Source organism: Rhodoferax sp. (assembly GCF_034519335.1).
Taxonomy (GTDB): Bacteria; Pseudomonadota; Gammaproteobacteria; order Burkholderiales; family Burkholderiaceae_C; genus Allorhodoferax.
In genome coordinates this window covers 71,258-91,788 of record NZ_JAXHOL010000002.1, presented here as the reverse complement: position 1 = coordinate 91,788, position 20,531 = coordinate 71,258, and the positions used below count along the sequence as shown (strand labels likewise).

18 protein-coding genes and 1 tRNA gene are annotated in these 20,531 nt (G+C 61.7%); 14 read left to right on the top strand and 5 right to left on the bottom strand.

From position 1 onward, the window contains the following. Positions 1 to 28: 28 nt before the first annotated feature. Together U5O12_RS02255 and U5O12_RS02250 are read left to right on the top strand one after the other, a co-directional pair. Complete coding sequence (locus U5O12_RS02255; protein ID WP_322577066.1) at positions 29 to 1,795, top strand: 7TM-DISM domain-containing protein; 1,767 nt, start codon at positions 29 to 31, stop codon at positions 1,793 to 1,795. After that, on the top strand, positions 1,792 to 3,594 hold the full coding sequence (locus U5O12_RS02250; protein ID WP_322577065.1) for a 7TM diverse intracellular signaling domain-containing protein: 1,803 nt from the start codon (positions 1,792 to 1,794) through the stop codon (positions 3,592 to 3,594). The genes U5O12_RS02255 and U5O12_RS02250 overlap by 4 nt, the downstream gene beginning before the upstream one ends. On the opposite strand, the gene U5O12_RS02245 is transcribed toward U5O12_RS02250, so the two are convergent. Continuing rightward, positions 3,579 to 4,451 (bottom strand): MOSC domain-containing protein, encoded by an 873-nt coding sequence (locus U5O12_RS02245; RefSeq protein WP_322577064.1) that lies wholly within the window; start codon positions 4,449 to 4,451, stop codon positions 3,579 to 3,581. The two genes, U5O12_RS02250 and U5O12_RS02245, sit on opposite strands and share 16 nt — an antisense overlap. Positions 4,452 to 4,508: 57 nt before the next feature. Between U5O12_RS02245 and U5O12_RS02240 the strand changes: the two genes are divergently transcribed. The 3 genes from U5O12_RS02240 to U5O12_RS02230 all read left to right on the top strand — a co-directional run bounded on the left by U5O12_RS02240 (position 4,509) and on the right by U5O12_RS02230 (position 8,345). Then, positions 4,509 to 5,639: an FAD-dependent monooxygenase gene (locus U5O12_RS02240; RefSeq protein ID WP_322577063.1), complete on the top strand. Its 1,131-nt coding sequence runs from the start codon at positions 4,509 to 4,511 to the stop codon at positions 5,637 to 5,639. A 34-nt stretch (positions 5,640 to 5,673) separates the two neighbouring features. Further along, entirely contained in the window at positions 5,674 to 6,405 is a 732-nt protein-coding gene (locus U5O12_RS02235; RefSeq protein ID WP_322577062.1) for a DsbC family protein, read from the top strand. 74 nt (positions 6,406 to 6,479) lie between these two features. Then, on the top strand, positions 6,480 to 8,345 hold the full coding sequence (locus U5O12_RS02230) for a peptidase M61 (RefSeq protein WP_322577061.1): 1,866 nt from the start codon (positions 6,480 to 6,482) through the stop codon (positions 8,343 to 8,345). Between the two features lie 124 nt (positions 8,346 to 8,469). Here U5O12_RS02230 and U5O12_RS02225 read toward each other — a convergent pair whose 3' ends face one another. Further along, positions 8,470 to 9,288 carry an enoyl-CoA hydratase-related protein gene (locus U5O12_RS02225; protein WP_322577060.1) on the bottom strand — a complete coding sequence of 273 codons (819 nt, stop codon included), beginning with the start codon at positions 9,286 to 9,288 and terminating at the stop codon, positions 8,470 to 8,472. Between the two features lie 53 nt (positions 9,289 to 9,341). On the opposite strand from U5O12_RS02225, the gene U5O12_RS02220 reads away from it, so the two are divergent. The 4 genes from U5O12_RS02220 to miaB all read left to right on the top strand — a co-directional run bounded on the left by U5O12_RS02220 (position 9,342) and on the right by miaB (position 12,132). After that, complete coding sequence (locus U5O12_RS02220; protein ID WP_322577059.1) at positions 9,342 to 10,121, top strand: enoyl-CoA hydratase; 780 nt, start codon at positions 9,342 to 9,344, stop codon at positions 10,119 to 10,121. Between the two features lie 25 nt (positions 10,122 to 10,146). Further along, positions 10,147 to 10,223 (top strand) — tRNA-Met (locus U5O12_RS02215). Between the two features lie 101 nt (positions 10,224 to 10,324). Then, positions 10,325 to 10,705, top strand: coding sequence for a hypothetical protein (locus U5O12_RS02210; RefSeq protein ID WP_322577058.1), 381 nt, complete (start codon positions 10,325 to 10,327; stop codon positions 10,703 to 10,705). An 89-nt stretch (positions 10,706 to 10,794) separates the two neighbouring features. Then, entirely contained in the window at positions 10,795 to 12,132 is a 1,338-nt protein-coding gene (gene miaB, locus U5O12_RS02205) for a tRNA (N6-isopentenyl adenosine(37)-C2)-methylthiotransferase MiaB (RefSeq protein WP_322577057.1), read from the top strand. Positions 12,133 to 12,608: 476 nt separating this feature from the next. On the opposite strand, the gene U5O12_RS02200 is transcribed toward miaB, so the two are convergent. The 3 genes from U5O12_RS02200 to ffh all read right to left on the bottom strand — a co-directional run bounded on the left by U5O12_RS02200 (position 12,609) and on the right by ffh (position 15,270). Then, a complete protein-coding gene (locus U5O12_RS02200) occupies positions 12,609 to 13,088 on the bottom strand; it encodes a DUF3592 domain-containing protein (RefSeq protein ID WP_322577056.1) in 480 nt (159 codons plus the stop codon). 320 nt (positions 13,089 to 13,408) lie between these two features. Continuing rightward, positions 13,409 to 13,906 carry an EamA family transporter gene (locus tag U5O12_RS02195; RefSeq protein WP_322577055.1) on the bottom strand — a complete coding sequence of 166 codons (498 nt, stop codon included), beginning with the start codon at positions 13,904 to 13,906 and terminating at the stop codon, positions 13,409 to 13,411. Continuing rightward, positions 13,906 to 15,270: a signal recognition particle protein gene (gene ffh / locus U5O12_RS02190; RefSeq protein ID WP_315479564.1), complete on the bottom strand. Its 1,365-nt coding sequence runs from the start codon at positions 15,268 to 15,270 to the stop codon at positions 13,906 to 13,908. Before ffh ends, U5O12_RS02195 begins: the two co-directional genes overlap by 1 nt. A 77-nt stretch (positions 15,271 to 15,347) precedes the next feature. On the opposite strand from ffh, the gene U5O12_RS02185 reads away from it, so the two are divergent. Genes U5O12_RS02185 through ampD form a run of 5 tightly spaced genes read left to right on the top strand, consistent with a single transcriptional unit; the run spans position 15,348 to position 20,184 of the window. Next, positions 15,348 to 16,151, top strand: a complete 804-nt coding sequence (locus tag U5O12_RS02185; RefSeq protein ID WP_322577054.1) for a cytochrome C assembly family protein — start codon at positions 15,348 to 15,350, stop codon at positions 16,149 to 16,151. Continuing rightward, complete coding sequence (locus U5O12_RS02180; protein ID WP_322577053.1) at positions 16,148 to 16,372, top strand: PP0621 family protein; 225 nt, start codon at positions 16,148 to 16,150, stop codon at positions 16,370 to 16,372. The genes U5O12_RS02185 and U5O12_RS02180 overlap by 4 nt, the downstream gene beginning before the upstream one ends. Beyond that, positions 16,372 to 18,111: a sensor histidine kinase gene (locus U5O12_RS02175; protein WP_322577052.1), complete on the top strand. Its 1,740-nt coding sequence runs from the start codon at positions 16,372 to 16,374 to the stop codon at positions 18,109 to 18,111. The genes U5O12_RS02180 and U5O12_RS02175 overlap by 1 nt, the downstream gene beginning before the upstream one ends. Beyond that, positions 18,090 to 19,595 (top strand): sigma-54 dependent transcriptional regulator, encoded by a 1,506-nt coding sequence (locus U5O12_RS02170; RefSeq protein ID WP_322577051.1) that lies wholly within the window; start codon positions 18,090 to 18,092, stop codon positions 19,593 to 19,595. Before U5O12_RS02175 ends, U5O12_RS02170 begins: the two co-directional genes overlap by 22 nt. Beyond that, positions 19,588 to 20,184 carry a 1,6-anhydro-N-acetylmuramyl-L-alanine amidase AmpD gene (gene ampD, locus U5O12_RS02165; RefSeq protein ID WP_322577050.1) on the top strand — a complete coding sequence of 199 codons (597 nt, stop codon included), beginning with the start codon at positions 19,588 to 19,590 and terminating at the stop codon, positions 20,182 to 20,184. The genes U5O12_RS02170 and ampD overlap by 8 nt, the downstream gene beginning before the upstream one ends. Positions 20,185 to 20,531 lie beyond the last annotated feature (347 nt).

Genomic DNA, 20,531 nt, shown 5'->3' with positions numbered 1-20,531 from the left:
AAACCTCTAAAAACTGGGTGCCAAGTGTATGCCATACCTGCTTTTGCGCTTGATGCTGGCTCTGGCACTGGCCTTTGGCATGGTTGGAGGACCTGCTGGGGCGGCAGCGACTGCCGCACCTGAGGCACTGGTTTTGGGCGATGGCAACCCTGCTTGGGAACTGACAGGCCCGGTATCTGTCTGGCTGGAAAGTGGCACCCGTGCCACCATCGAAGAGGTCACCAACACCCCCACCGCCTTCACATCGGCACCCGCACTCACCCGCCACGCCCTGCATACTGGCAATACGCTTTGGATGCGCCTGCGTGTTGTGCGGGCGGCTGGCAACACCGCCCAATGGACTCTGAACGTTCCAGCTCCCTACGTGGACTCAGTCACGCTTTATCAGAGCAGCGACGGGAAGCAGTGGCAGGCCCAGTCCGCTGGCGACACGCTACCGCAGGTGCAATGGAGCCGGCGTGGCCTCTATCCAGAATTCACGCTAGACCTGCCCAGCGGCGTACCGCAAGACGTGTATTTGCAAGTACGAAACTTCAAACACCTGAGCCTGCCGCTGCGCCTAGCCACCACACCACTGCGCGAAGGCCAGCGCCAGCTGGAAAGCGTGGGGCTGGGCCTGGTGATCGGCACCCTGCTCACACTGGCCGCGCTCTCGGTCATCCGGCACTACGAGCACAAGAACCCCTTCGACCTAAAAGCCGCTTGGTACGGGCTGCTGGTCGCCATCTCGGTGGCACAAGTCAATGGTGTGCTCAACGCCCTTTTGTGGACCACCTGGCCCACCTGGGCCGACTATGCCAACAGCATCCTGCCGTTGGTGGCGGTGGGTACCTCGCTTCTGTTTGTGCGCAAGCTGTATGCGCTGTCAACCCATTTCCACCGCTACGACAAGACCCTGGTACTGATCGCCTGGGGCACCCTAGGCGCCGTGGTGGGGTATGTGCTGCTGGGGCGTGAGATGGCCGACCGCATTGGCACCGCTGCCCTGCTGGCAGCCACCACGGCTGGCCTACTGATCACGGTGATGAGCTGGCGCGGCGGCTCGGTCATTGGCACCTGGCTCATGCTGGCCTATGCGCCCCAATTTATGTGCCTGATGTGGCTGGTGGCCGAATCCTTTGGCCTGGTCACCACCCACTGGGAAATGCGCTACCTCATGTCCTTCAGCGTGGCGCTGTCGGTGCCTACCTTGATCTATGCCCTGAGCCGAGCCACCCATGACCGCAAGGAAGTCGCCATGCGCGCCGACCAACTACCCACCCAGGACGCGCTGACCGGCCTGCTGACCGCGCAGGCCTTTCAAATCCATGTGGAAGATGCTTACCAGCGTGCGATTGACACCCGGGAGCCGGTAGCGCTCGTGCTCGTCAGCGTGATCAACCTGGAACGTATTCGCGCGACCATGGGCGACACCACCGCCGAGCAGTGCATGCTACGCGCCGTGATCAAACTGCATCGCATCCTGCGCGATGTGGACCCGGCAGCACGCATTGGCACCGAGCGCTTCGCCATGGTGCTGGAGGGGGTGAATTCTCGTCAGATACTGACTGAACGTTTGGTCAAACTGGTCGCTTCAGGCCTGGTCCCGCTGCAGGGCCTGGAGCCAGAAGTTACTTTGCAGTTCCAGGCGGCCTGCGTGCTGCTGCATGACAACCCGGTACCACCCGATCGGGTGCTGGACGATTTGTCCGCAGTGCTGGCTGGGATTTCGCCGCGCACGCGCCGCCCCATCAGGTTCTTGGAGCCGGTGCCGACCCAGGCCGCTCCCTTGGCCCCGCTAACGGAGCCGGCATGAGACGGCCCACCACGCTGCGCCACTGGTTGTCGGTGTGTTGGATTCTGTGTTGCCTGTGCATGGGCGCGGCGCATGCACAAGTCACCAACCGGATCGTGCTGGACGGCTCTTTCTCTCGCCTGCAGATTGGCGGTACGCTGGAGGTGCTCACGGAAAGCGGAACCAGTGCCGGAATAGACGCCATCAGCAAAAAAGCTCGGGCCAGCTTCTCACCGGTGCCCGCAGACCATCGGTTTGCTTTGCGCGAGGATCGCACGGTATGGGTCCGTCTGGTCCTTAAAAAAGATGCTGCTGCACCCAGCGAATGGACACTGCATGTGCCACTGCCTTACCTGGATTACGCCGCACTCTATCAACCCGATGGCAAGGGTGGCTGGAACAAACAAGTGGCTGGCGACACGATTGCCGTAGCGCAATGGAATCACCCGTCGCTTTACCCGGACTTTGACATCACGCTGCCTGAACAGGAAGTGCATGAGGCCTACCTGGAAGTGCGCAATTTCAAATCGATTGCACTGCCGCTGCAGCTGGTAACCAAAAGCGAGCGCGACCGTCAACGGGAGCTTGAAAATCTGGGATTAGGTGTGTTGATCGGCATGCTGATCATGCTGATAGGGGTCTGCTTTATCCACTACCTGCAAAGCCAAGACCGTGCAGACGGTTGGTACACCGCATATGCGGCTTTGGTGCTGGTCATCATTGCCAACATCACCGGCTTGGCCGCGTTGTGGCTGTGGCCCACCTCGCCCCTGTGGTCAAACTTTGCCCACATGGCACTGCCCATTTTGGGAGTGGGCGGCACGCTTCTATTCGTCCGCCACATTGCGTCTCTGGACGTGGGATTTCCGCGTCTTGCAAAAATTGTCTACGCCGTTGGCTTGACCTCCTTGCCAGTGGCTTTGCTGTCTATTGCGATAGACCGGCGGCTGGCGTTGAATGTCAATTCGGTGTACTTGCTCGCCGGGCCCGTGCTGACCATCTTGACCGCAACTCTGACTTGGCGACGCGGGTACGCCGTCAGCAAATGGTTGCTTATGGCGTACCTGCCGCAGTGCGCAGTGGTGCTGCTTCAGGTCCTTCAGTTGTGGTTCATCGTGCCCGATTGGTGGCAAACCCGCTACCTGCTTGTCGTCGCTATTGCCATGATGGTGCCCTTGCTGCAACAGGCCTTGCACACCCGTATCCGCGAACGCCGCGAGGCTGAAGAACGCGCCAAAGCCCTGCCCGCGCAAGATGCCCTGACGGGGCTGCTGACTGCGCCCCTGCTTCAGCAGCAGGTGGAACATGCCTTGGCCCGGGCACGCCACGACAGTGAGCCATCCGCCATCGTGCTGGTCGACGTGGTCAATTTCAAGTACCTGCGCGATTCATACGGCGATGCGATCGCGGAGCAGTGCCTGCTGCGCGCTGCCGTCAAATTGCACCGCGTGTTGCGGGATGTGGACCCCGCAGGGCGGCTGGACAGTGCGCGTTTTGGTCTGGTGCTCGATGGCGTACAGGACCGCCAGGCTCTGACCGAACGCATGGTGCGCCTGATCGCCTCGGGCCTGATTCCCCTGCCCGGGCTTAAGCCCGAGGTCACCCTGCAGTTCCACGTCGCGTGCGTCCTGCTCAGCGAGGTGATCCCCGACCCGCGGACTATCCTGGAAGAGCTGGGCAATGTGCTCGAGGGCATCTCGCCGCGCACCCGCCGCCCCATCCGTTTTCTGGAACCTGCCACCACGCTGCCTGCACCTCTGTCGTCGATGCACTCGGCGCACGGGGCAAGCAGCGAAATGCCTACTCAACCGAATGTGTAATCCGCCTGCACGGCCTGCCCTACACGCAGCACGGCCCCGGCGCCATGGGTCACGATGGCATTCATGCCAAAGGTGATGGCGCCACTCACCCGTGCATCCTGGCGGTAGGCCTGCAGGGCATCGCCCACCCCCGGATGGCTTTCTGCGGTGGCAGGATCAATGTTCGGGATAGGGCAACGCGCACAGGGCTTGACCAACTGCAGACCCGCCACGGCAGCGCCGCTGTCCCACACCTCCAATGGGCCCAGGTGGTCTTCGTCATGCGGCAGCAGGCCGCTGAGCACCACATTGGGCCGAAACCGATCCATGCCCACTGCCGGGTGGCCCATTGCTGCCAGTCGGGTGTTGAGTTCGTCCATGGCGCTGTCGGTGGTCACCAGCACCGGATAGCCGTCGGAAAACTGGGTACTGGCCGGCACGCCGTCGGTCCACTTGGTGCTGCAGGCGCGCCGCGCGGCCGGGTCAAAGCGCAACAAGCGCTGGGCTGGCGCGCCCAGAAAGGCTTGCAACCACTGGGCGGCCTCCGGTCCCATGTCCAGCGCGTCCACCACGTCGTCCCACACCTGCACACGCAGCGCGGGGCCGCTCGCCTGCAGCGGCACGCGCAACTCCGGCATGCCAGGCGCCTGCAGCAGCAAGGCGTCAGCCTCAATTTGCGGGCGAATCAAGGCCATGCGCGCGCATTCGCGCTGGCTCACAAACAGGCCTTCGGCATCCACCACCATCCAGTGGCGGTCCCACTGCAAACCAGTCTCCAGCAGCACGGCTTCAGAGACGGCCACACCGGCGCAGGATTTCACGGGGTAAATCATCAGGCGGGCAATCTGCCCTTGTACATCGCTGGCACCTTCGCGCATAGGGGTCTTCCTGCTCAAGTCAAAGGGGCATGGTACCCGGCCTCCTACAATGGCCGGATGGCTTCTACTTACGACATTGGCATCCGCGGCGCCGGCATTGTGGGCCGTACGCTAGCCCTGCATTTGGCCGCCAAACGGCTGCGCGTGGCGCTGTACGCAGCGCCGTCCACCCCGGCCGAGTCCGATGTGCGCGCCTACGCACTGAACCAACCCGCCCGTGCGCTGCTCGAAGGTGTGCGCTGCTGGCCCGACACCGCCCAGGCCACGCCCGTACTGCGCATGGAAGTGCATGGCGACAACGGTGGCGAAGTGGCGTTTGACGCCGCGCTGCAAGGCGGCGATGCCTTGAACTGGATTGTGGATGTGCCCGCACTGGAAGCCCAACTGGCAGAAGCGGTTCGCTTTCAGCCCCTGATTGAGGTGGTGGACACCCCGCCCCCCGCCACGCTCACCGTGGTGTGTGAAGGCCGGGCCAGCCGCACGCGCGAAGAACTGGGCGTGGACTTTGATGTGACGGCCTACGGCCAATGGGCCTTGGCTGCGCGCGTACGCTGCGCCCAGGGCCACGGCCAGGTGGCGCGGCAGTGGTTCTCGCAGGGCGAGATACTGGCTTTTCTGCCCATGGGTGGCCCCGGTGGGAACTTATGCGCCGTGGTCTGGTCAGTCTCTCCAGACCGCGCCTCCGCCCTGCAAGCTGCCTCCGATATGGAATTTACAGATGCCCTGCAAACCGCCAGCCACGATGCCCTGGGCGCCGTGACACTGGAGAGCGCGCGCAAGGTGTGGCCGCTACAGCATGCCCTGGCACGCCGCTGGAGCGGCCGATTCGCCCAAGCCGACACCACTGGCGCCTGGGTACTGGCGGGCGACGCCGCCCACAATGTGCACCCGCTGGCCGGCCAGGGCCTGAACTTGGGCTTGGGCGATGTGGCCGAGCTGGTGCGCGTGCTGGACACCCGCCCCTACTGGCGCAGCGTAGCCGATCCCAAACTGCTGCGCAGCTACGAGCGCGCCCGCAAGGCGGACTTTGCGCTGGTAGGCGGCACCGGCGACGCCCTGCAGCAACTGTTTTCTCACCCCCATGCGGCCGCGGCCAGCCTGCGCAACTGGGGCATGCAAGGCTTCAACGCCAGCGGCCTGCTCAAGCACTGGGTCGCACGGCGTGCCATGGGCAGTTCGCCCCTTTAAATGCAATCTATTCCCTCACCACGAGACCTCGCCTGTGAAACTCTCCACCTCCCTTCTGGCTGCCGCACTGGCGCTGTGTACCCTGGGCAGCAGCCTGCACGCGCAAGAAGCAGCCATCCGCGCCAACATCGGCAAACGCATTCCACAGCTCAAAGACATTGACGAGGTGCGCAAGACCTCCATTCCCGGCATTTACGAGATTCGCGTGAATGGTGCCGAGGTGTATTACACCGATGCCAAGGGCGATCACCTGTTCCAGGGCAATCTGTTCGCGACCAAGGGCAAAGAACTGCGCAACCTGACCGAAGAGCGCATCAACAAGCTCACCGCTGTCAAGTTTGAGAGCCTGCCCTTCAAGGACGCCTTCACCATCGTGCGTGGCAACGGCCAGCGCAAAGTCGCGGTGTTTGAAGACCCCAACTGCGGCTACTGCAAACGCTTCGAGCGCGACCTGCAGAAGGTCGACAACGTCACCATCTACATGTTTCTCTATCCCATCCTGGGACCCGATTCGACCGAGAAGTCCAAAGCCATCTGGTGCAGCAAGGACAAAGTCACCGCCTGGCAAGACTGGATGCTGCGCGACCAAGCCGCCCCGACAGCGGCGGCCATGTGCGACGTGAGTCCGCTGGCCCGCAATGTGGAGTTTGGCAAGACCTACCGCATCAACGGTACCCCCACACTGATTTTCCAGGACGGCAGCCGCGTGCCTGGCGCCATTGACGCGCCGCAGATCGAGAAGCACTTGGCTGCCGCCAAGGGCTGATCCAGCCAGCGCAAAGCACTCCCATTTTTATAGCTGCTCGCGCACATTCCGCGCGGGCCAGAGGCCAATTTGACATGAAATCTCGCACTTCCACCGCCACCGTTGCCCCCGTGCACTACCAGGTGGAGGTGCTGGATGTGCACGCCCACCTGTTCCGGGTCACGCTCACAGTGCCCACGCCCGCTGCCACGCAGACTCTGCGCCTGCCGGTGTGGATTCCGGGCAGTTACCTGGTGCGTGAATTTGCCAAACACCTGCAAAAGCTGGAAGTCCGCCAGGCCGGCAAACGCATGGCCGTGCTGCAGCACGACAAAGCCACTTGGGAAGTGAGTTGTACCCCCGGCACACCGCTGGAGGTGCAGTACGAGGTGTACGCGTTTGACAACTCGGTGCGCACCGCCTGGCTGGATAACTCGCGCGGCTTTTTCAACGGCACCAGCCTGTGCCTGCAAGTGCCAGAACAAGCGCAGGCCCCGCACACGATGGGGCTGATCGCCAGTGACGCACTCAAAGGCTGGAGCGTGGCTACAGGGCTGGAGCCCGTGAAGTGCGACAAGGCCGGTTTTGGCCTGTACCGCGCCGACAACTACGACACGCTGGTGGACTGCCCGGTAGAGATGGGCCCGTTCTGGAGCGGCAACTTTATGGCCTGCGGCATTCCGCACCGCTTTGTGGTGGCGGGTGCGCCGCCCAGCTTTGACGGCGCCCAGCTGCTGGCCGACACCCAGGCCATCTGCGAAGCCGAGCTGCGCTTCTGGCATGGTGATGCAGTCGACACTGATGTCAAAAAAGTGAGCAGCTTGCGCAAGAAGGACGGGCCCCAGAGCCCGATTCCTTTCAAAAACTACGTCTTCATGCTGAACGCCGTGCACGACGGCTACGGTGGCCTGGAACACAAAAATTCCACCGCCCTCATCTGCAACCGCAAAGACCTGCCGCGCCAGCCGCGCAGCACGCTGGCACCAACCACCCACAAGCAGCCCGAGGGCTACACCACGCTGCTGGGCCTGATCAGCCACGAGTACTTCCACACCTGGAACGTCAAGCGCCTGCGTCCGTCCGAGCTGGCCACCTACGACTACACGCAAGAGAACTACACCCAGCTGCTGTGGTTCTTTGAGGGCTTCACCAGTTATTACGACGACCTGCTGCTGCGCCGCGCCAAACGCATCGACAACGCCACCTACCTCAAGCTGCTGACCAAAACCATCAACCAGGTGGCCCAGACGCCGGGGCGCCTGGTGCAAAGCGTGGCACAAAGCAGCTTTGACGCCTGGGTGAAGTACTACCGCCAGGACGAAAACACCGCCAACGCCACGGTGAGCTACTACACCAAGGGCTCACTGGTAGGCCTGTGCCTGGACCTGACGCTGCGCGCAGAGGGCAAAACCACGCTGGACGCCGTGATGCGCGGCCTGTGGACCCGCTGCGCCGGCGGCCCCATGGCCGAGGCCGACCTGCTGGCCGTGCTGCAGGAACTGGGCGGCCGCAGCTACGCCAAAGACATCGCCCACTGGGTGCACAGCACCAAAGAGCTGCCCGTGGCCGAGCTGCTGGAGCAGCACGGCGTGCAGGTGAACCGCGAGCCCGACCAGGTGGCCCAGCAACTGGGCCTGCGCGTCAAAGAAAACGGCGGCCTGTTCATCCAGCAAGTGCTGCGCGGCGGAGTCGCCGAGAAGGCTGGTTTTGCCGCCGGAGACGAATGGATTGCGGTGCAAACCGAGGGCAAGGGCGAGGGTGAACCATGGCGCATGCAAGTACTGGACGACCTGACGCTCTACACCGGCAAAGCAAAAAAGGTCAGCGCACTGGTGTCCCGCGACAAACGTTTGATGACCTTGACACTGGCCATGCCCTCGCCCAGCACCGCCGTGCGCCTGTCCATCCGCGACGCAGCAGCAGTCGCCAAATGGCTGGATGGCACCCCCGGTATTGCCTGACCAACACAGACACGCACCGCACGCCGAAGCGGGTGGGGCCGGGCCCCGATTTCTGGCCAGCAGGACAGTATGAGGAGCCTGGCCCCACCCGCTTCGGCGCCCCAACCCTGCAGGCGCGCAGCAACTAGCTCCCCGTAAATTTGGGCGCCCGTTTCTCGCGAAAAGCCTGCACCCCTTCCACATAGTCATCCGTCCGCCCCATCGCACTCTGGGCATCACGCTCGGCATCCAGCTGCTGGTTCAAAGTGCGCGCAGCACCATCCCGCAGCAAATGGCGCGTGGCCACCAGCGCCTGCGTGGGCATGGAGGCCAGACGCTGCGCCATGGCCAGCGCCGCGCCCACACAATCGTCGGCCACGTCCCAAATCAGCCCCCACTCCTTGGCCTGCGCGGCCATCAGCTTGTCACCCGTCATGGCCAAAGCCAGCGCGCGTGGCATGCCCAGGCGCTGCGGCAGAAACCAGGTGCTGCCCGCATCGGGAATCAGGCCAATCTTGCTGAAGGCCTGGATAAAACTCGCCCCCGGCGCGGCAATGGCGATGTCACAGGCCAGCGCAAACGACATACCGGCCCCGGCCGCCACACCATTCACCGCCACAACGGTAGGCATGCGCAGCGCCTGCAGGCGGCGCGTCGTAGGGTTGAAAGCCTGCTCAATACTCACGCCGGGGTCGGGCCGGCCAGTAGGATGAGCGTCAGGCCCCAGCTCGCCGGTATTCAGGTCGGCCCCTGCGCAGAAACCCCGCCCGGCCCCGGTTAGCACCACGGCGCGCATGGCTGGGTTGGCCTCCGCCCGGTCCAGCGCGGCCCACAGCGCGTGGTGCATCTCACGGGTGAAGGCGTTGAGCGCCGCCGGGCGGTTCAGCGTCACCAGCGCCACGGCACCGTACTCGGCATACAAAACCGGTGTTTCCGGGGTGGGAGTCGTCGCGGTGTCAGTCATGTGCAAACCCTCTTCGCTATAGTGCCAAGACGCAAAAATCTGGAGACCCCATCATGAGTTACGAATGCATCACCACCCGTATCGAAGGCGACAAGGTTGCCGTCATCACGCTGAACCGCCCCAAGGCGCTGAACGCGCTGAACGACCAGCTCATGGACGAACTGGGCACCGCGCTCAAGGGCTTTGACGCCGACCCTGCCATTGGCTGCATCGTGCTCACCGGCAGCGAAAAGGCCTTTGCCGCGGGCGCCGACATCACCGCCATGGCCAAGTTCACGTTTGCCGATGCCTACAAGGGCGACTTCATCACCCGCAACTGGGAAACCATCCGCAGCATCCGCAAACCGGTCATCGCCGCGGTGAGCGGCTTTGCACTGGGCGGCGGCTGCGAGCTGGCCATGATGTGCGACTTCATCATCGCCGCCGACAACGCCAAGTTCGGCCAGCCCGAGATCAAGCTGGGCATCATCCCCGGCGCCGGCGGCACGCAGCGCCTGCCGCGCGCGGTGGGCAAGGCCAAAGCCATGGACCTGGCCTTGACCGGCCGCATGATGGACGCCGCCGAGGCCGAACGCGCGGGGCTGGTCAGCCGCGTGGTACCGCTGGACAAACTCCAAGAGGAAGCCCTGGGCGCGGCACTGCAAATTTGCGCCTTCTCGCAAATAGCCACGATGGCGGCCAAAGAGGCCGTGAACCGCGCATTTGAGGGCACGTTGGCCGACGGCATTGTGTTCGAACGCCGCCTGTTCCACTCCCTGTTTGCCACCGCCGACCAAAAAGAAGGCATGGACGCCTTCGTCAACAAGCGCCCGGCCCACTTTACCCACCAATAATTTTTGGTCTATAATTCTGGGCTTCGGTCGTATAGCTCAGTTGGTTAGAGCGCAGCATTCATAATGCTGATGTCGGTGGTTCAAATCCACCTACGACCACCAGATTGAAAACCCGCAGTGCGCAAGCCCTGCGGGTTTTTCTTTGCAGTTTGCCCTGCACCGGTAAAATCGGCGCCTTCCTTCACAGCCTCTGGATACACACCATGAATCGCTGCATTCACACCCTCTGCGCTCTGGGCCTACTGGCCGCCCTGCCCCTGGGCGGCCTGGCACAAACCAGCCCCACCTCCCAACAGCTGACCGACAGTACCGGCACGGTGGTCGTGGCGGTGCGCACCTTCCCACCCAAAGCCGTGCGCGGCACGCTGCAGGTAGTGGCACCACCCGAGGTGCTGCTGGACAACCAAGTGACCCGCCTCTCGCCCGGCGCCCGCATTCGGGGGGCCAATGGCATGCTGGCCATGTCGGCGTCCCTGATTGGCCAGACCGTGCCCGTGGTGTACCTGCGCGAGCCGCAGGGCATGCTGCATGAGGTGTGGGTGCTGACCGACGTCGAAGCCAAACTCATTCCAGCCACGCCCTGACCGGCCAGGCTTGATGCATTTTAGGGCTCTAGCGCCCGCCCCGTCTGCGCAAGCAGCTCCTGAATTTATAGCATTCGATGGGACACGCCATGTCTAAAAAAGTCTTTATCAAAACCTTTGGTTGCCAGATGAACGAGTACGACTCGGACAAGATGGCCGACGTGCTGGGCGCCGCCCAAGGCTACGAGCCCACCGACGATGTGGAGCAGGCCGACCTGATTCTGTTCAACACCTGCTCGGTGCGCGAGAAGGCGCAAGAGAAAGTGTTTAGCGACCTGGGCCGCATCAAGCACCTCAAGGCCAAGGGCGTGCAAATTGGCGTGGGCGGCTGCGTGGCCAGCCAAGAGGGGGCCGAGATCATCAAACGCGCGCCCTATGTGGACGTGGTGTTTGGCCCGCAAACCCTGCACCGCCTGCCCGAGCTGCTGAACCAGCGCGCACTGCAAAACAAGCCCCAGGTGGACATCAGCTTCCCCGAGATTGAAAAGTTTGACCACCTGCCGCCCGCCAAAGTGGACGGCGCCAGCGCCTTCGTGAGCATCATGGAAGGCTGCAGCAAATACTGCAGCTATTGCGTGGTGCCCTATACCCGTGGCGAAGAGGTGAACCGCCCGTTTGAAGACGTGCTGGTGGAGATTGCCGGCCTGGCCGACCAGGGCGTGAAAGAAGTGAACCTGCTGGGCCAGAACGTGAACGCCTGGCGTGCGCCGCTGACCGCGGGCGGCGAGATGGCAGACTTTGCCACGCTGCTGGAGTATGTGAGCGACATCCCCGGCATCGAGCGCATCCGCTACACCACCAGCCACCCCAACGAGTTCACGCCCAGCCTGATTGCCGCGTACGAAAAGCTGCCCAAGCTGGTGAGCCATCTGCACCTGCCCGTGCAGCACGGCAGCGACAAGATCCTCATGGCCATGAAACGCGGCTACACCGCCATGGAATACAAAAGCACAATCCGCAAACTGCGCGCCATCCGGCCCGACATGAGCATCAGCTCGGACTTCATCGTCGGCTTCCCGGGTGAGACGGACGAAGACCACGCCAAGATGATGAAGCTGATCGCTGACGTAGGCTTTGACAACTCTTTCAGCTTCATCTTCAGCCCCCGCCCCGGCACGCCTGCCGCCAACTTGCAGGACGAGACCCCGCACGAAGTGAAGTTGGCGCGTCTGCAAGAGCTGCAAGCCGCTATCAACGCCAACATTGCCACCATCAGCAACCAGCGCCTGGGCACGGTGCAACGCATTCTGGTGGAAGGCATGAGCAAGCGCGACAACGGCGAACTGATGGGCCGCACCGAGTGCAACCGCGTGGTCAACTTTGCCGGTCAGCCGCGCTTGGTGGGGCAGCTGGTGGATGTGACGATCACCGAGACCCGCAGCTACACCCTGCGTGGCGAAGTGCTGGTGGCAGAACACGCGGCCTGACGCTCAGTACCGCAAGCGCATCGGACTCCCGCCCCGCCCTGTGCGACCACTTTGACCGCACCCCGAAAGAAGCCCTCGGCCGCCGCACCCCACACATCCTGAGCTAGGCCCTGTCGTGGCACTACCGGTTTGTGAAGACCGGGCGGATGCTTTAGATTGCTATTGAATTAGGAGCTGCTTGCGCAATCAGTGCGGGGGCTAGAGGCTGATTTGGCTTGGAATTTCTTGCCCGCCTGTGGGGGGGAGGCGAGCGGTACAGCGTAGGGAGAGTGGTCCGCTTTAGGCTGATTGCGGAATTCCGTTTCGCTCCAAAGCAGTCTTAGCAACAGTTTCGCCGGGCTAAGAACTAGAACCTCCGAGGATCAGCGAAGAGACCGTCGGAGTGGAACGCCCCCATATGTCTGGAAACATCAACGCAGCCCACCTAGTGAACTGATTGAGCGATGTCAGCGAATGTGTAAAGCGATGGAACTCCACTAAGGCCGAATCAAGGGGATAACAAGCAAAATGAAATTACTTCCTCCAAACACGGCAAAAGCGACAAGAAAGATATACCACCAGCCATAGCGAAAATCAGGAAACAAGACAGCTACGCTAGGGTTCGCCTTGTCGAGGTATGCAGTTACTTTAGTGCCAACAGGGAAGAGCGTTACCCACTTCTGAGGGTCAGTTTTATCGTTTGAACTTGCGTAGTGAAGATCTGGACTGATGATCGAAGATGTGTACTGCAAACCATCAAATGAGTAGCTGTACCTAATCGAAGGAGTAAATACTCTGCCATTCTTTACGATTTCGGAGTGTTCTACTGTGACGGGTACAGGAATCCATTCAGCCTTTTTGTATCGACGTCGGAGATGTAGCGTAGTAACTGCGCTAACCACAAGGGCCACTATTGCTAAAAATGCCGAAATCGCAACAACCAAAGAGACGTACAGCGCAGGGATTGAATTGGGCATAGAAGCTTACCGAGTGATTGGATTGTCAGTGTGTTGCGACCCTACCATTTGGGGTGACGGCGGATGTCTGTTGTCGCTGCAAAGCGGCTCCCAACCTTAACCGACCCAACCCAGCGCACCAACCACGTCACCCGCAGAGCGGGGAGTCCGGGGCCCCGCCGATTTGTGCGCGTTTGGCAGTATGAGGCGGGGGCCCGGACTCCCCACTCTGCCACCCACACGTTCGAGCAATAGTTTGCTATTAAATCAGGAGCTGCTAGCGCATATTCCACGGGCACCAGAGGCCAATTCGAAACTCAAACCAATCATTCTGAGCACCTTCAGTGCTCCGGTGCCTCTGCCGATGCCAGGCTCTCGTGCGCCGTGAGCCACGCACCTGCGGCACCGCACACCGCAATCAGGGCCATGCCGGCGATGGTCCAGGCGTCGGGCACGTGCGAGAACATCAGCCAGCCGCCCAGCATGGCAAACGCGATCTGGGCGTACATATAGGGCATGAGCACGGCGGCGGGGGTGCGCTTGAAGGCCTGGACAAAGATGAAATGGCCCAGGCTGCCCATCCCGCCCATCAACAGCAGGCCGCCGCGCAGCACATGCAGGCCGATGTGTGCGGTGTGCAGCAAGGAACGCCCCTGGCGGGGCAGCTCAATGGCCGTGGTGGCCACGGCCTGGAACGCGTAACGGAAAAACATGGCCACCATCAGCGGGGCGCTGAGCGACACCCATTTGGTGGTGGTGTCCAGGGCGGCAAAACAGGCCATGGCCGCGATGGCCAGGCCGATACCTTTCAAGACTTGCGCACGGGCTTGGTCCGCCATCAAAACGGCATTTTGGGCATGCCTTTCATGCCGCCCAGGCGCTTCATCATTTTCATCATGCCGCCGCCCTTCATCTTCTTCATCATGTCCTGCATCTGCTCAAATTCCTTGAGCATGCGGTTGACCTCTTGCACGTGCACACCGGCGCCTGCGGCAATGCGGCGCTTGCGGGTGGCCTTGATGAGATCGGGCTTGCGGCGCTCCAGCGGCGTCATGCTGTGGATGATGCCTTCCTTGCGCTTGATGTCTTTCTCGGCCTTGTCCATGTCCACCTGACCGGCCTTGGCCGCCATGGCAGCGGGCAGCTTGTCCATCAGGCTGGAGAGACCGCCCATTTGTTTCATCTGCTGGATCTGGGCCAAAAAGTCGTTCAGGTCAAACCCGCCACCACTCTTGACCTTGTCGGCCAGCTTTTTGGCGGCTTCGATGTCCACACCGGCGGTGACTTGCTCCACCAGAGCCACGATGTCGCCCATGCCCAAAATGCGGCCGGCGTGGCGCTCGGCGTCAAACACCTCCAAGCCATCCAGCTTTTCGCTGGTGCCAGCAAACTTGATGGGCGCACCGGTGACTTGGCGCACAGATAGCGCCGCACCGCCGCGCGAATCGCCATCGGTTTTGGTGAGAATGATGCCGGTCAGTGGCAGCGCCTCCTTGAACGCCTTGGCGGTGTTGACCGCATCCTGGCCCTGCATGGCGTCCACCACAAACAGCGTTTCCACCGGGTTGAGCGCAGCGTGCAGGTTTTTGATTTCCAGCATCAGCGCTTCGTCAATCGCCAGGCGGCCTGCGGTGTCCACCAGCAGCACATCAAAGAAATGCTTTTTGGCGTAGTCCAGTGCGGCGCGGCCAATGTCGACCGGGTTTTGATCTGGCGTACTGGGAAACCACTCGGCACCGGCCTGGGCCGTGACAGTCTTGAGCTGCTCAATGGCGGCGGGGCGGTACACGTCACCCGAGACGGTCAGGACCTTCTTCTTGCGCTTCTCGATCAGGTGCTTGGCCAGCTTGGCCGTGGTTGTGGTTTTGCCGGCACCTTGCAGGCCTGCCATCAATATGACGGCGGGCGGTTGGGCCGCAAGGTTGATGTCGCTCACGCCCTCACCCATGGTGGCGGCCAACTCGCGGTTGACGATGCTCACCAGCACCTGGCCGGGTTGCAAGGAGCCCAGTACTTCCTGGCCCAACGCCTTGTCTTTCACCCGGGCAATGAAATCGCGCACTACGGGCAAGGCCACGTCGGCCTCCAAGAGTGCCATGCGCACTTCGCGCAGCATGTCGGTGACATTGCTTTCGGTGATGCGGCCTTGGCCGCGCAGGTCTTTGACGAGGCGGGAGAGTTTGTCGGTAAGGGCGGAGGCCATATGACGTATTCCGGCAAGCGGAACCTGTGGTGAAGGCCAGCCGGGGCTGGCAGGGAGCAAAACGCTAAACTGTGGGGATGATTTTAGCCAGTGCGACTCCCATCAGCCTGACCCTCTCGGTTTTGGCCGCCAGTGCCTACGCATGGACGGCTCTGCGCGCGACCCATCTTTCGGCCAACGCAGCGCGCGGCTGGGTGGTCGTTGCTTGGGTGCTACATGGTGCCCTGCTCGCCTGGAGCCTGATGGGAAGCACAGCCCACTTCGGGTTTGCGCCAGCCTTGTCGGTCACTGCTTGGCTGGTTGCCGCGGTCTACGCAGTCGAAAGTCAGGTCTTTCCGCAGCTGCAAACGCGCTGGGCGCTGGCTGCTTTGGGGGCACTGGCCGTAGTGCTCGCATTTGTGTTCCCCGGCGTGCCGCTGGCCGCCACAGCCTCGGTGTGGCTTCCGCTGCACCTGCTGTTTGGCGTGGCCTGCTATGGCCTGTTCGGGACTGCGGTGGTCCATGCCTGGTTCATGACACGGACCGAAGCCCGTATCCGCCAAGCGGCCGACCCCCATAGCGGACTGCCGCTGCTGACGCTAGAGCGCTTGACCTACCGGTTTGTCGCTGCGGGATTTGTGCTGCTGAGCGCAACCTTGGTGATGGGATATGGCTTTGGCGATGTTTTGTACGGGCCTACCCATGCCTGGCGGTGGGACCACAAGACCGTGTTTTCCGTGCTGGCATGGCTTACCTTTGCCATTCTGCTGGCTGGGCGCTACCAGTTTGGCTGGCGTGGAAAGCAAGCCAATCGCATGCTCTACACCGGCTCCCTGCTGCTGCTGCTGGCCTACGTGGGCTCGCGTTTTGTGATGGAAGTGATCTTGGGGCGCGGTGCATGAAATATTTCATCGTCCTCGTGGTGGTGGTATTGGTGGCTTGGCGCTGGCGCAGTGCGCGCACTGCTGTCGCAGCCCCGAAGCCCTCCGCCAAAAGCCAGGCACAGCCAACGGACATGGTGGCGTGCCGCCATTGCGGTTTGCATCTGCCCACCGATGAATCGCTGCGAGGCCAACAGGGGATGTACTGCAGCCCGGCACACCGCCACGCGGCGGAAGGCTAATGCCAAATCCGCTCCCCGAACATTCTTGGTTCGGACCTGTCGCGCTGGAGCCGGCGCCCGAACCGCCCGAAGGCACGCAGGAGTTTTCGCGCCTTTGGCAAGCTTTCATGACCGCCAGGCTCACATTGGGGCTGGTGCTGGTAGTTTTGCAAGCGGGCTTGTACGTTGCAGGGTCCGCACAAAGCCGGTCGCTCATGGCCATTTGCGTGGCCTATTTTCTGGGCACCTTGGCGACACGGATGTTTGTCCGGCCGCGCCACCTGGGGCAGGCCTTTAATCGCGCATGGGGCGTACTGATCGGCTTGGACATTGCGGTGTTCTCGGGTCTGCAGTGGTTGCAGGGCAACAACCTCAACTACACCCCGCTGTTTGCACTGCCCGTTTTGCTGTCATCCGTTTTGGGCTCTTTGCGTCTGGCACTCGGCACTGCCGCTGGCATCAGCATGTTGCTGTTGGGCGGCACCTACTGGATGCACAGTGACGCACCGGGCGAGGCCACACCAGCTTTTGTACAAGCCGCTCTGGCGGGTGCCGGCTATTTTTTGATTGCCTTGTTGGCAAACCAGCTGGCATCGCGCTTGGCCAGCGAAGGACAACGCGCGCGCCTGAGCCAATTGGCGGCCACGGTCCAACGGCAGGTCAATGAGTTAGTGATTGAGTCCTTGCCCGACGGCGTGCTGATTGTGGATGCACAAGGCATAGTGCGTGCTGCGAACCCTGCTGCGAGGCTATTGCTCGGAAGCGCGCAATCGCAATTGCGAACCACCATGTTTGATCTCAAGAGCGATCCTGCATGGCAGGCCCTGCTGCACCTGACCCGTCTGAGCATGGGCAGCGGCCGCGCCCAACAGGCGGAGATCACCATCCACCACGCCGGTAGCGGCCCCCGAAGGGTTTTGGTACGCACCAGCCTGGCAGCGCCCCAAGGCATTGCGCAGGACAGTTTGTGCGTGCTGTTTCTGCAAGATCAGCGTGAACTAGAGGCTCGCCTGCGCACCGAGAAGCTCGCCAGCATGGGGCGCTTGTCTACCGCGGTAGCGCACGAAATACGCAACCCTCTTGCGGCCATCGCGCAGGCGAATGCGCTGCTGGACGAAGACATCACAGACGCCCGACACAAGAAACTCACGGGCATGGTGTCCCAAAATGCCAAACGGCTCGAAAAAATTGTGGACGACATCCTGAATGTGTCCCGCGTCCGCGGCAATGACCCAGCCCTTCTGGCACAGCATATCCACTGGCATGAACAGGTTCACCGCATTGCGTCTGACTGGGCCCAGCAAACTGGGCACTTGGCCCAGCTCGAGATAAAGGCCTCCCCGGAGGCGCTTTCCGTGAGATTTGACGCGGACCACCTGCGGCAAGTTCTGGTCAATCTTCTGGACAATGCGCAGCGTTATGCGAGCAAACGCGCTGCCAGCATTCAGGTTGAGAGCGACTGCAACGCCAAGGTGGCACACGTAACCGTATGGAGTGACGGTGCGCCCATGGATGCCTCCGTCCAGCGCCATTTGTTCGAGCCTTTTTTCTCCTCGGAGAGCCGATCGAGCGGGCTGGGACTGTACATCTGCAGAGAACTGTGCGAACGCCACGGTGCTGCGTTGAGCTACCACCGCAGCACACAAGACATGGCCGGCCGCCCCACAGAGGGCAATGCGTTTTCGATCACGCTGCCACTGACCGAAAACACCGGGACAGACGACAATACAGAAGCACCATGGCAAACCTCCCTGTACTGAACGACGCTCGCATCCTGGTCATCGATGATGAGCCGGACTTGCGCACGCTGTATGAGCTGACCTTGCTGCGTGAGGGCTACCGCGTGGAAACCGCGGGCTGCGTGCAAGAGGCGCGGGAACAACTCAAACAGCAACGCTTCGACGCCATCATCACGGACATGCGTTTGCCCGACGGCTCGGGAACCGACATTTTGGCGCAACTGCGTGCAGAGCAACGCGCGGAGCGCTGCGTGGTGATTACGGCGTATGGCTCTGCAGAAAATGCCGTCGAGTCACTGAAAGCAGGGGCCTTTGACTACCTCTCCAAACCGGTGGACTTGAAGCAATTCCGGGCAGTGGTGGCCAATGCCTTACAGGGCAATGTTGCGTCTCCGCCGGTGCCCGCGCGCAACACAACGCTAAAAACCGTCGCTGGCAACGCCATTGCCAACGCAGAGATCTCAATGGCCAAAATGGTCGGCAGTTCCAATGTCATGGCGCAAGTCAAAGACCGGATTGTCAAGGTGGCACGCAGCATGGCGCCGGTGCTGATCCGCGGGGAGTCGGGAACTGGCAAAGAACTGGTCGCGGGCGCCATCCATGCCAACAGCCATCGCTCGCAAGGCCCCTGGGTCCCGGTGAACTGCAGCGCCATACCGGAAAACCTGTTGGAAGCTGAATTTTTTGGCGCCCGCAAAGGCGCGTACACCGGAGCCAGCCAAGACCGCATCGGTTTTTTCCAGGCTGCCCACGGCGGAACCCTGTTTCTGGACGAAATCGGTGACTTGCCACTGGCCATGCAATCCAAGCTGCTGCGGGCTATCCAAGAGCGCAGCGTTCGGCCTCTTGGCGCTCTGCAGGAGGAATTGGTGGATGTGCGCATTGTGAGCGCCACCCACAAGGACTTGGCTGCTGAAGTTCAGGCAGGCCGCTTCCGGCAAGACTTGTATTACCGCCTGAACGTCATTGATATCTATATTCCGCCTTTGCGGGAACGTTGCGAAGATCTGCCGGCCCTGTGCCAAGCACTATTGGCAAGGATTGCCGCAGAATCAGGTTTGCCGCCCCCCAAGCTTTCCGCGCCAGCCTTGGCACAAATCTGTACGTTGCCATTACCTGGCAATGTCCGTGAACTAGAAAACGTGCTGCACCGTGCCATGGCCCTGTCTGAAGGCCCGGTACTGGAACTCGACACGCACGCCTTGCTCACACAGCCGCAGCCTTTGCAGGAAGGTCCCGAAGAATCCAGCCCGGCTGAGAATCCAAGTACTTTTTTTGCTCCCTCACCGCCTCCAGCGGCCGTGCCAGAGCCCATTCCAAGTGACCTGCAAGTGCACTTGGACCGTATTGAACGTGACATCTTGGTACGTACCTTGCGCGAAACCCGATTCAATCGCACCTCCGCTGCCCAGCGACTGGGCATCAGCCTGCGGCAAATTCGCTACCGCATGGCACGCCTGCAAATTGATGCACCCAATGCATCCGATGAACCCTCCGATGCCTGACGACACCTCACCGCTATGGCACGAGGGCTGGTACCGATTCGCCCATGCTTGCGCTTCACCCAATTTTGGACCTCGACCTGCCGGGGCTTTGGTGGACTTGGTCGTACTGCACTCCATCAGCCTCCCACCCGGGGAATACGGCACACCGCATGTGGCCGAACTGTTTACCAACCGGCTGAACTGGAACGCCCACCCGTACTTCAAATCGATCGAGGGGCTACAGGTATCCGCCCATTTTTTCATCACCCGCCTCGGCGACCTGTGGCAATTTGTAAGCTGCGATGACCGCGCCTGGCACGCGGGTGTCTCTTCCTACCGCGGCAGAAGCAATTGCAACGACGACTCGATTGGCATCGAACTGGAAGGACTGGAGGGCGACACCTTTGCGGCGGCACAGTACAAGACTCTGCAATCGCTGATTCCTGCCTTGGGGGCCCATTACCCCATCCGCCACCTGGCCGGCCACGAGCACATCGCGCCCGGCCGCAAGGAAGATCCCGGCCCCGGTTTTCGATGGAACCTTTTGCGCGACAGCCTCGAACTCCCTGCCAGTTTTTATCCAAAAGCCACAGGTTTGGAACACGAGTAAAAATATTTTTCTGCCTTGCCGTGTACGCCGCGGCCACCAAAACGCAATATTCCGTCCGCCCCCAGCGCTGATTTCACGCGCGTTTGCCGGCCAAACCCTCTCAAAGTACGCACCAGTGCTTGCGCTTCTCACACAAAGCCCTATTTCACGCGCGCCTCACAGGCCTGTTTTACGGTGTGCAACGGGGTTGAAACGCCGGCTCCTGGCAAGAACACACCGATTGCCGCCTGTACACTACCGGTAGTGGCTTGTATCCACTGCAGACCCCAGATATAGTGTGCGCTGTCAGTTTCAACCACTGCCCCACACAAACAAAACACGGGGCTGTTTATGCACCAAGACAAGCC

Bases quoted from the DNA above. Each gene is read 5' to 3' on its own strand.
- U5O12_RS02255 (WP_322577066.1), top strand. From the start codon at position 29: ATGCCATACCTGCTTTTGCGCTTGATGCTGGCTCTGGCACTGGCCTTT.
- U5O12_RS02250 (WP_322577065.1), top strand. From the start codon at position 1,792: ATGAGACGGCCCACCACGCTGCGCCACTGGTTGTCGGTGTGTTGGATT.
- U5O12_RS02245 (WP_322577064.1), bottom strand. From the start codon at position 4,451: ATGCGCGAAGGTGCCAGCGATGTACAAGGGCAGATTGCCCGCCTGATG.
- U5O12_RS02240 (WP_322577063.1), top strand. From the start codon at position 4,509: ATGGCTTCTACTTACGACATTGGCATCCGCGGCGCCGGCATTGTGGGC.
- U5O12_RS02230 (WP_322577061.1), top strand. From the start codon at position 6,480: ATGAAATCTCGCACTTCCACCGCCACCGTTGCCCCCGTGCACTACCAG.
- U5O12_RS02225 (WP_322577060.1), bottom strand. From the start codon at position 9,288: ATGACTGACACCGCGACGACTCCCACCCCGGAAACACCGGTTTTGTAT.
- U5O12_RS02220 (WP_322577059.1), top strand. From the start codon at position 9,342: ATGAGTTACGAATGCATCACCACCCGTATCGAAGGCGACAAGGTTGCC.
- U5O12_RS02210 (WP_322577058.1), top strand. From the start codon at position 10,325: ATGAATCGCTGCATTCACACCCTCTGCGCTCTGGGCCTACTGGCCGCC.
- miaB (WP_322577057.1), top strand. From the start codon at position 10,795: ATGTCTAAAAAAGTCTTTATCAAAACCTTTGGTTGCCAGATGAACGAG.
- U5O12_RS02200 (WP_322577056.1), bottom strand. From the start codon at position 13,088: ATGCCCAATTCAATCCCTGCGCTGTACGTCTCTTTGGTTGTTGCGATT.
- U5O12_RS02195 (WP_322577055.1), bottom strand. From the start codon at position 13,906: ATGGCGGACCAAGCCCGTGCGCAAGTCTTGAAAGGTATCGGCCTGGCC.
- ffh (WP_315479564.1), bottom strand. From the start codon at position 15,270: ATGGCCTCCGCCCTTACCGACAAACTCTCCCGCCTCGTCAAAGACCTG.
- U5O12_RS02185 (WP_322577054.1), top strand. From the start codon at position 15,348: ATGATTTTAGCCAGTGCGACTCCCATCAGCCTGACCCTCTCGGTTTTG.
- U5O12_RS02180 (WP_322577053.1), top strand. From the start codon at position 16,148: ATGAAATATTTCATCGTCCTCGTGGTGGTGGTATTGGTGGCTTGGCGC.
- U5O12_RS02175 (WP_322577052.1), top strand. From the start codon at position 16,372: ATGCCAAATCCGCTCCCCGAACATTCTTGGTTCGGACCTGTCGCGCTG.
- U5O12_RS02170 (WP_322577051.1), top strand. From the start codon at position 18,090: ATGGCAAACCTCCCTGTACTGAACGACGCTCGCATCCTGGTCATCGAT.
- ampD (WP_322577050.1), top strand. From the start codon at position 19,588: ATGCCTGACGACACCTCACCGCTATGGCACGAGGGCTGGTACCGATTC.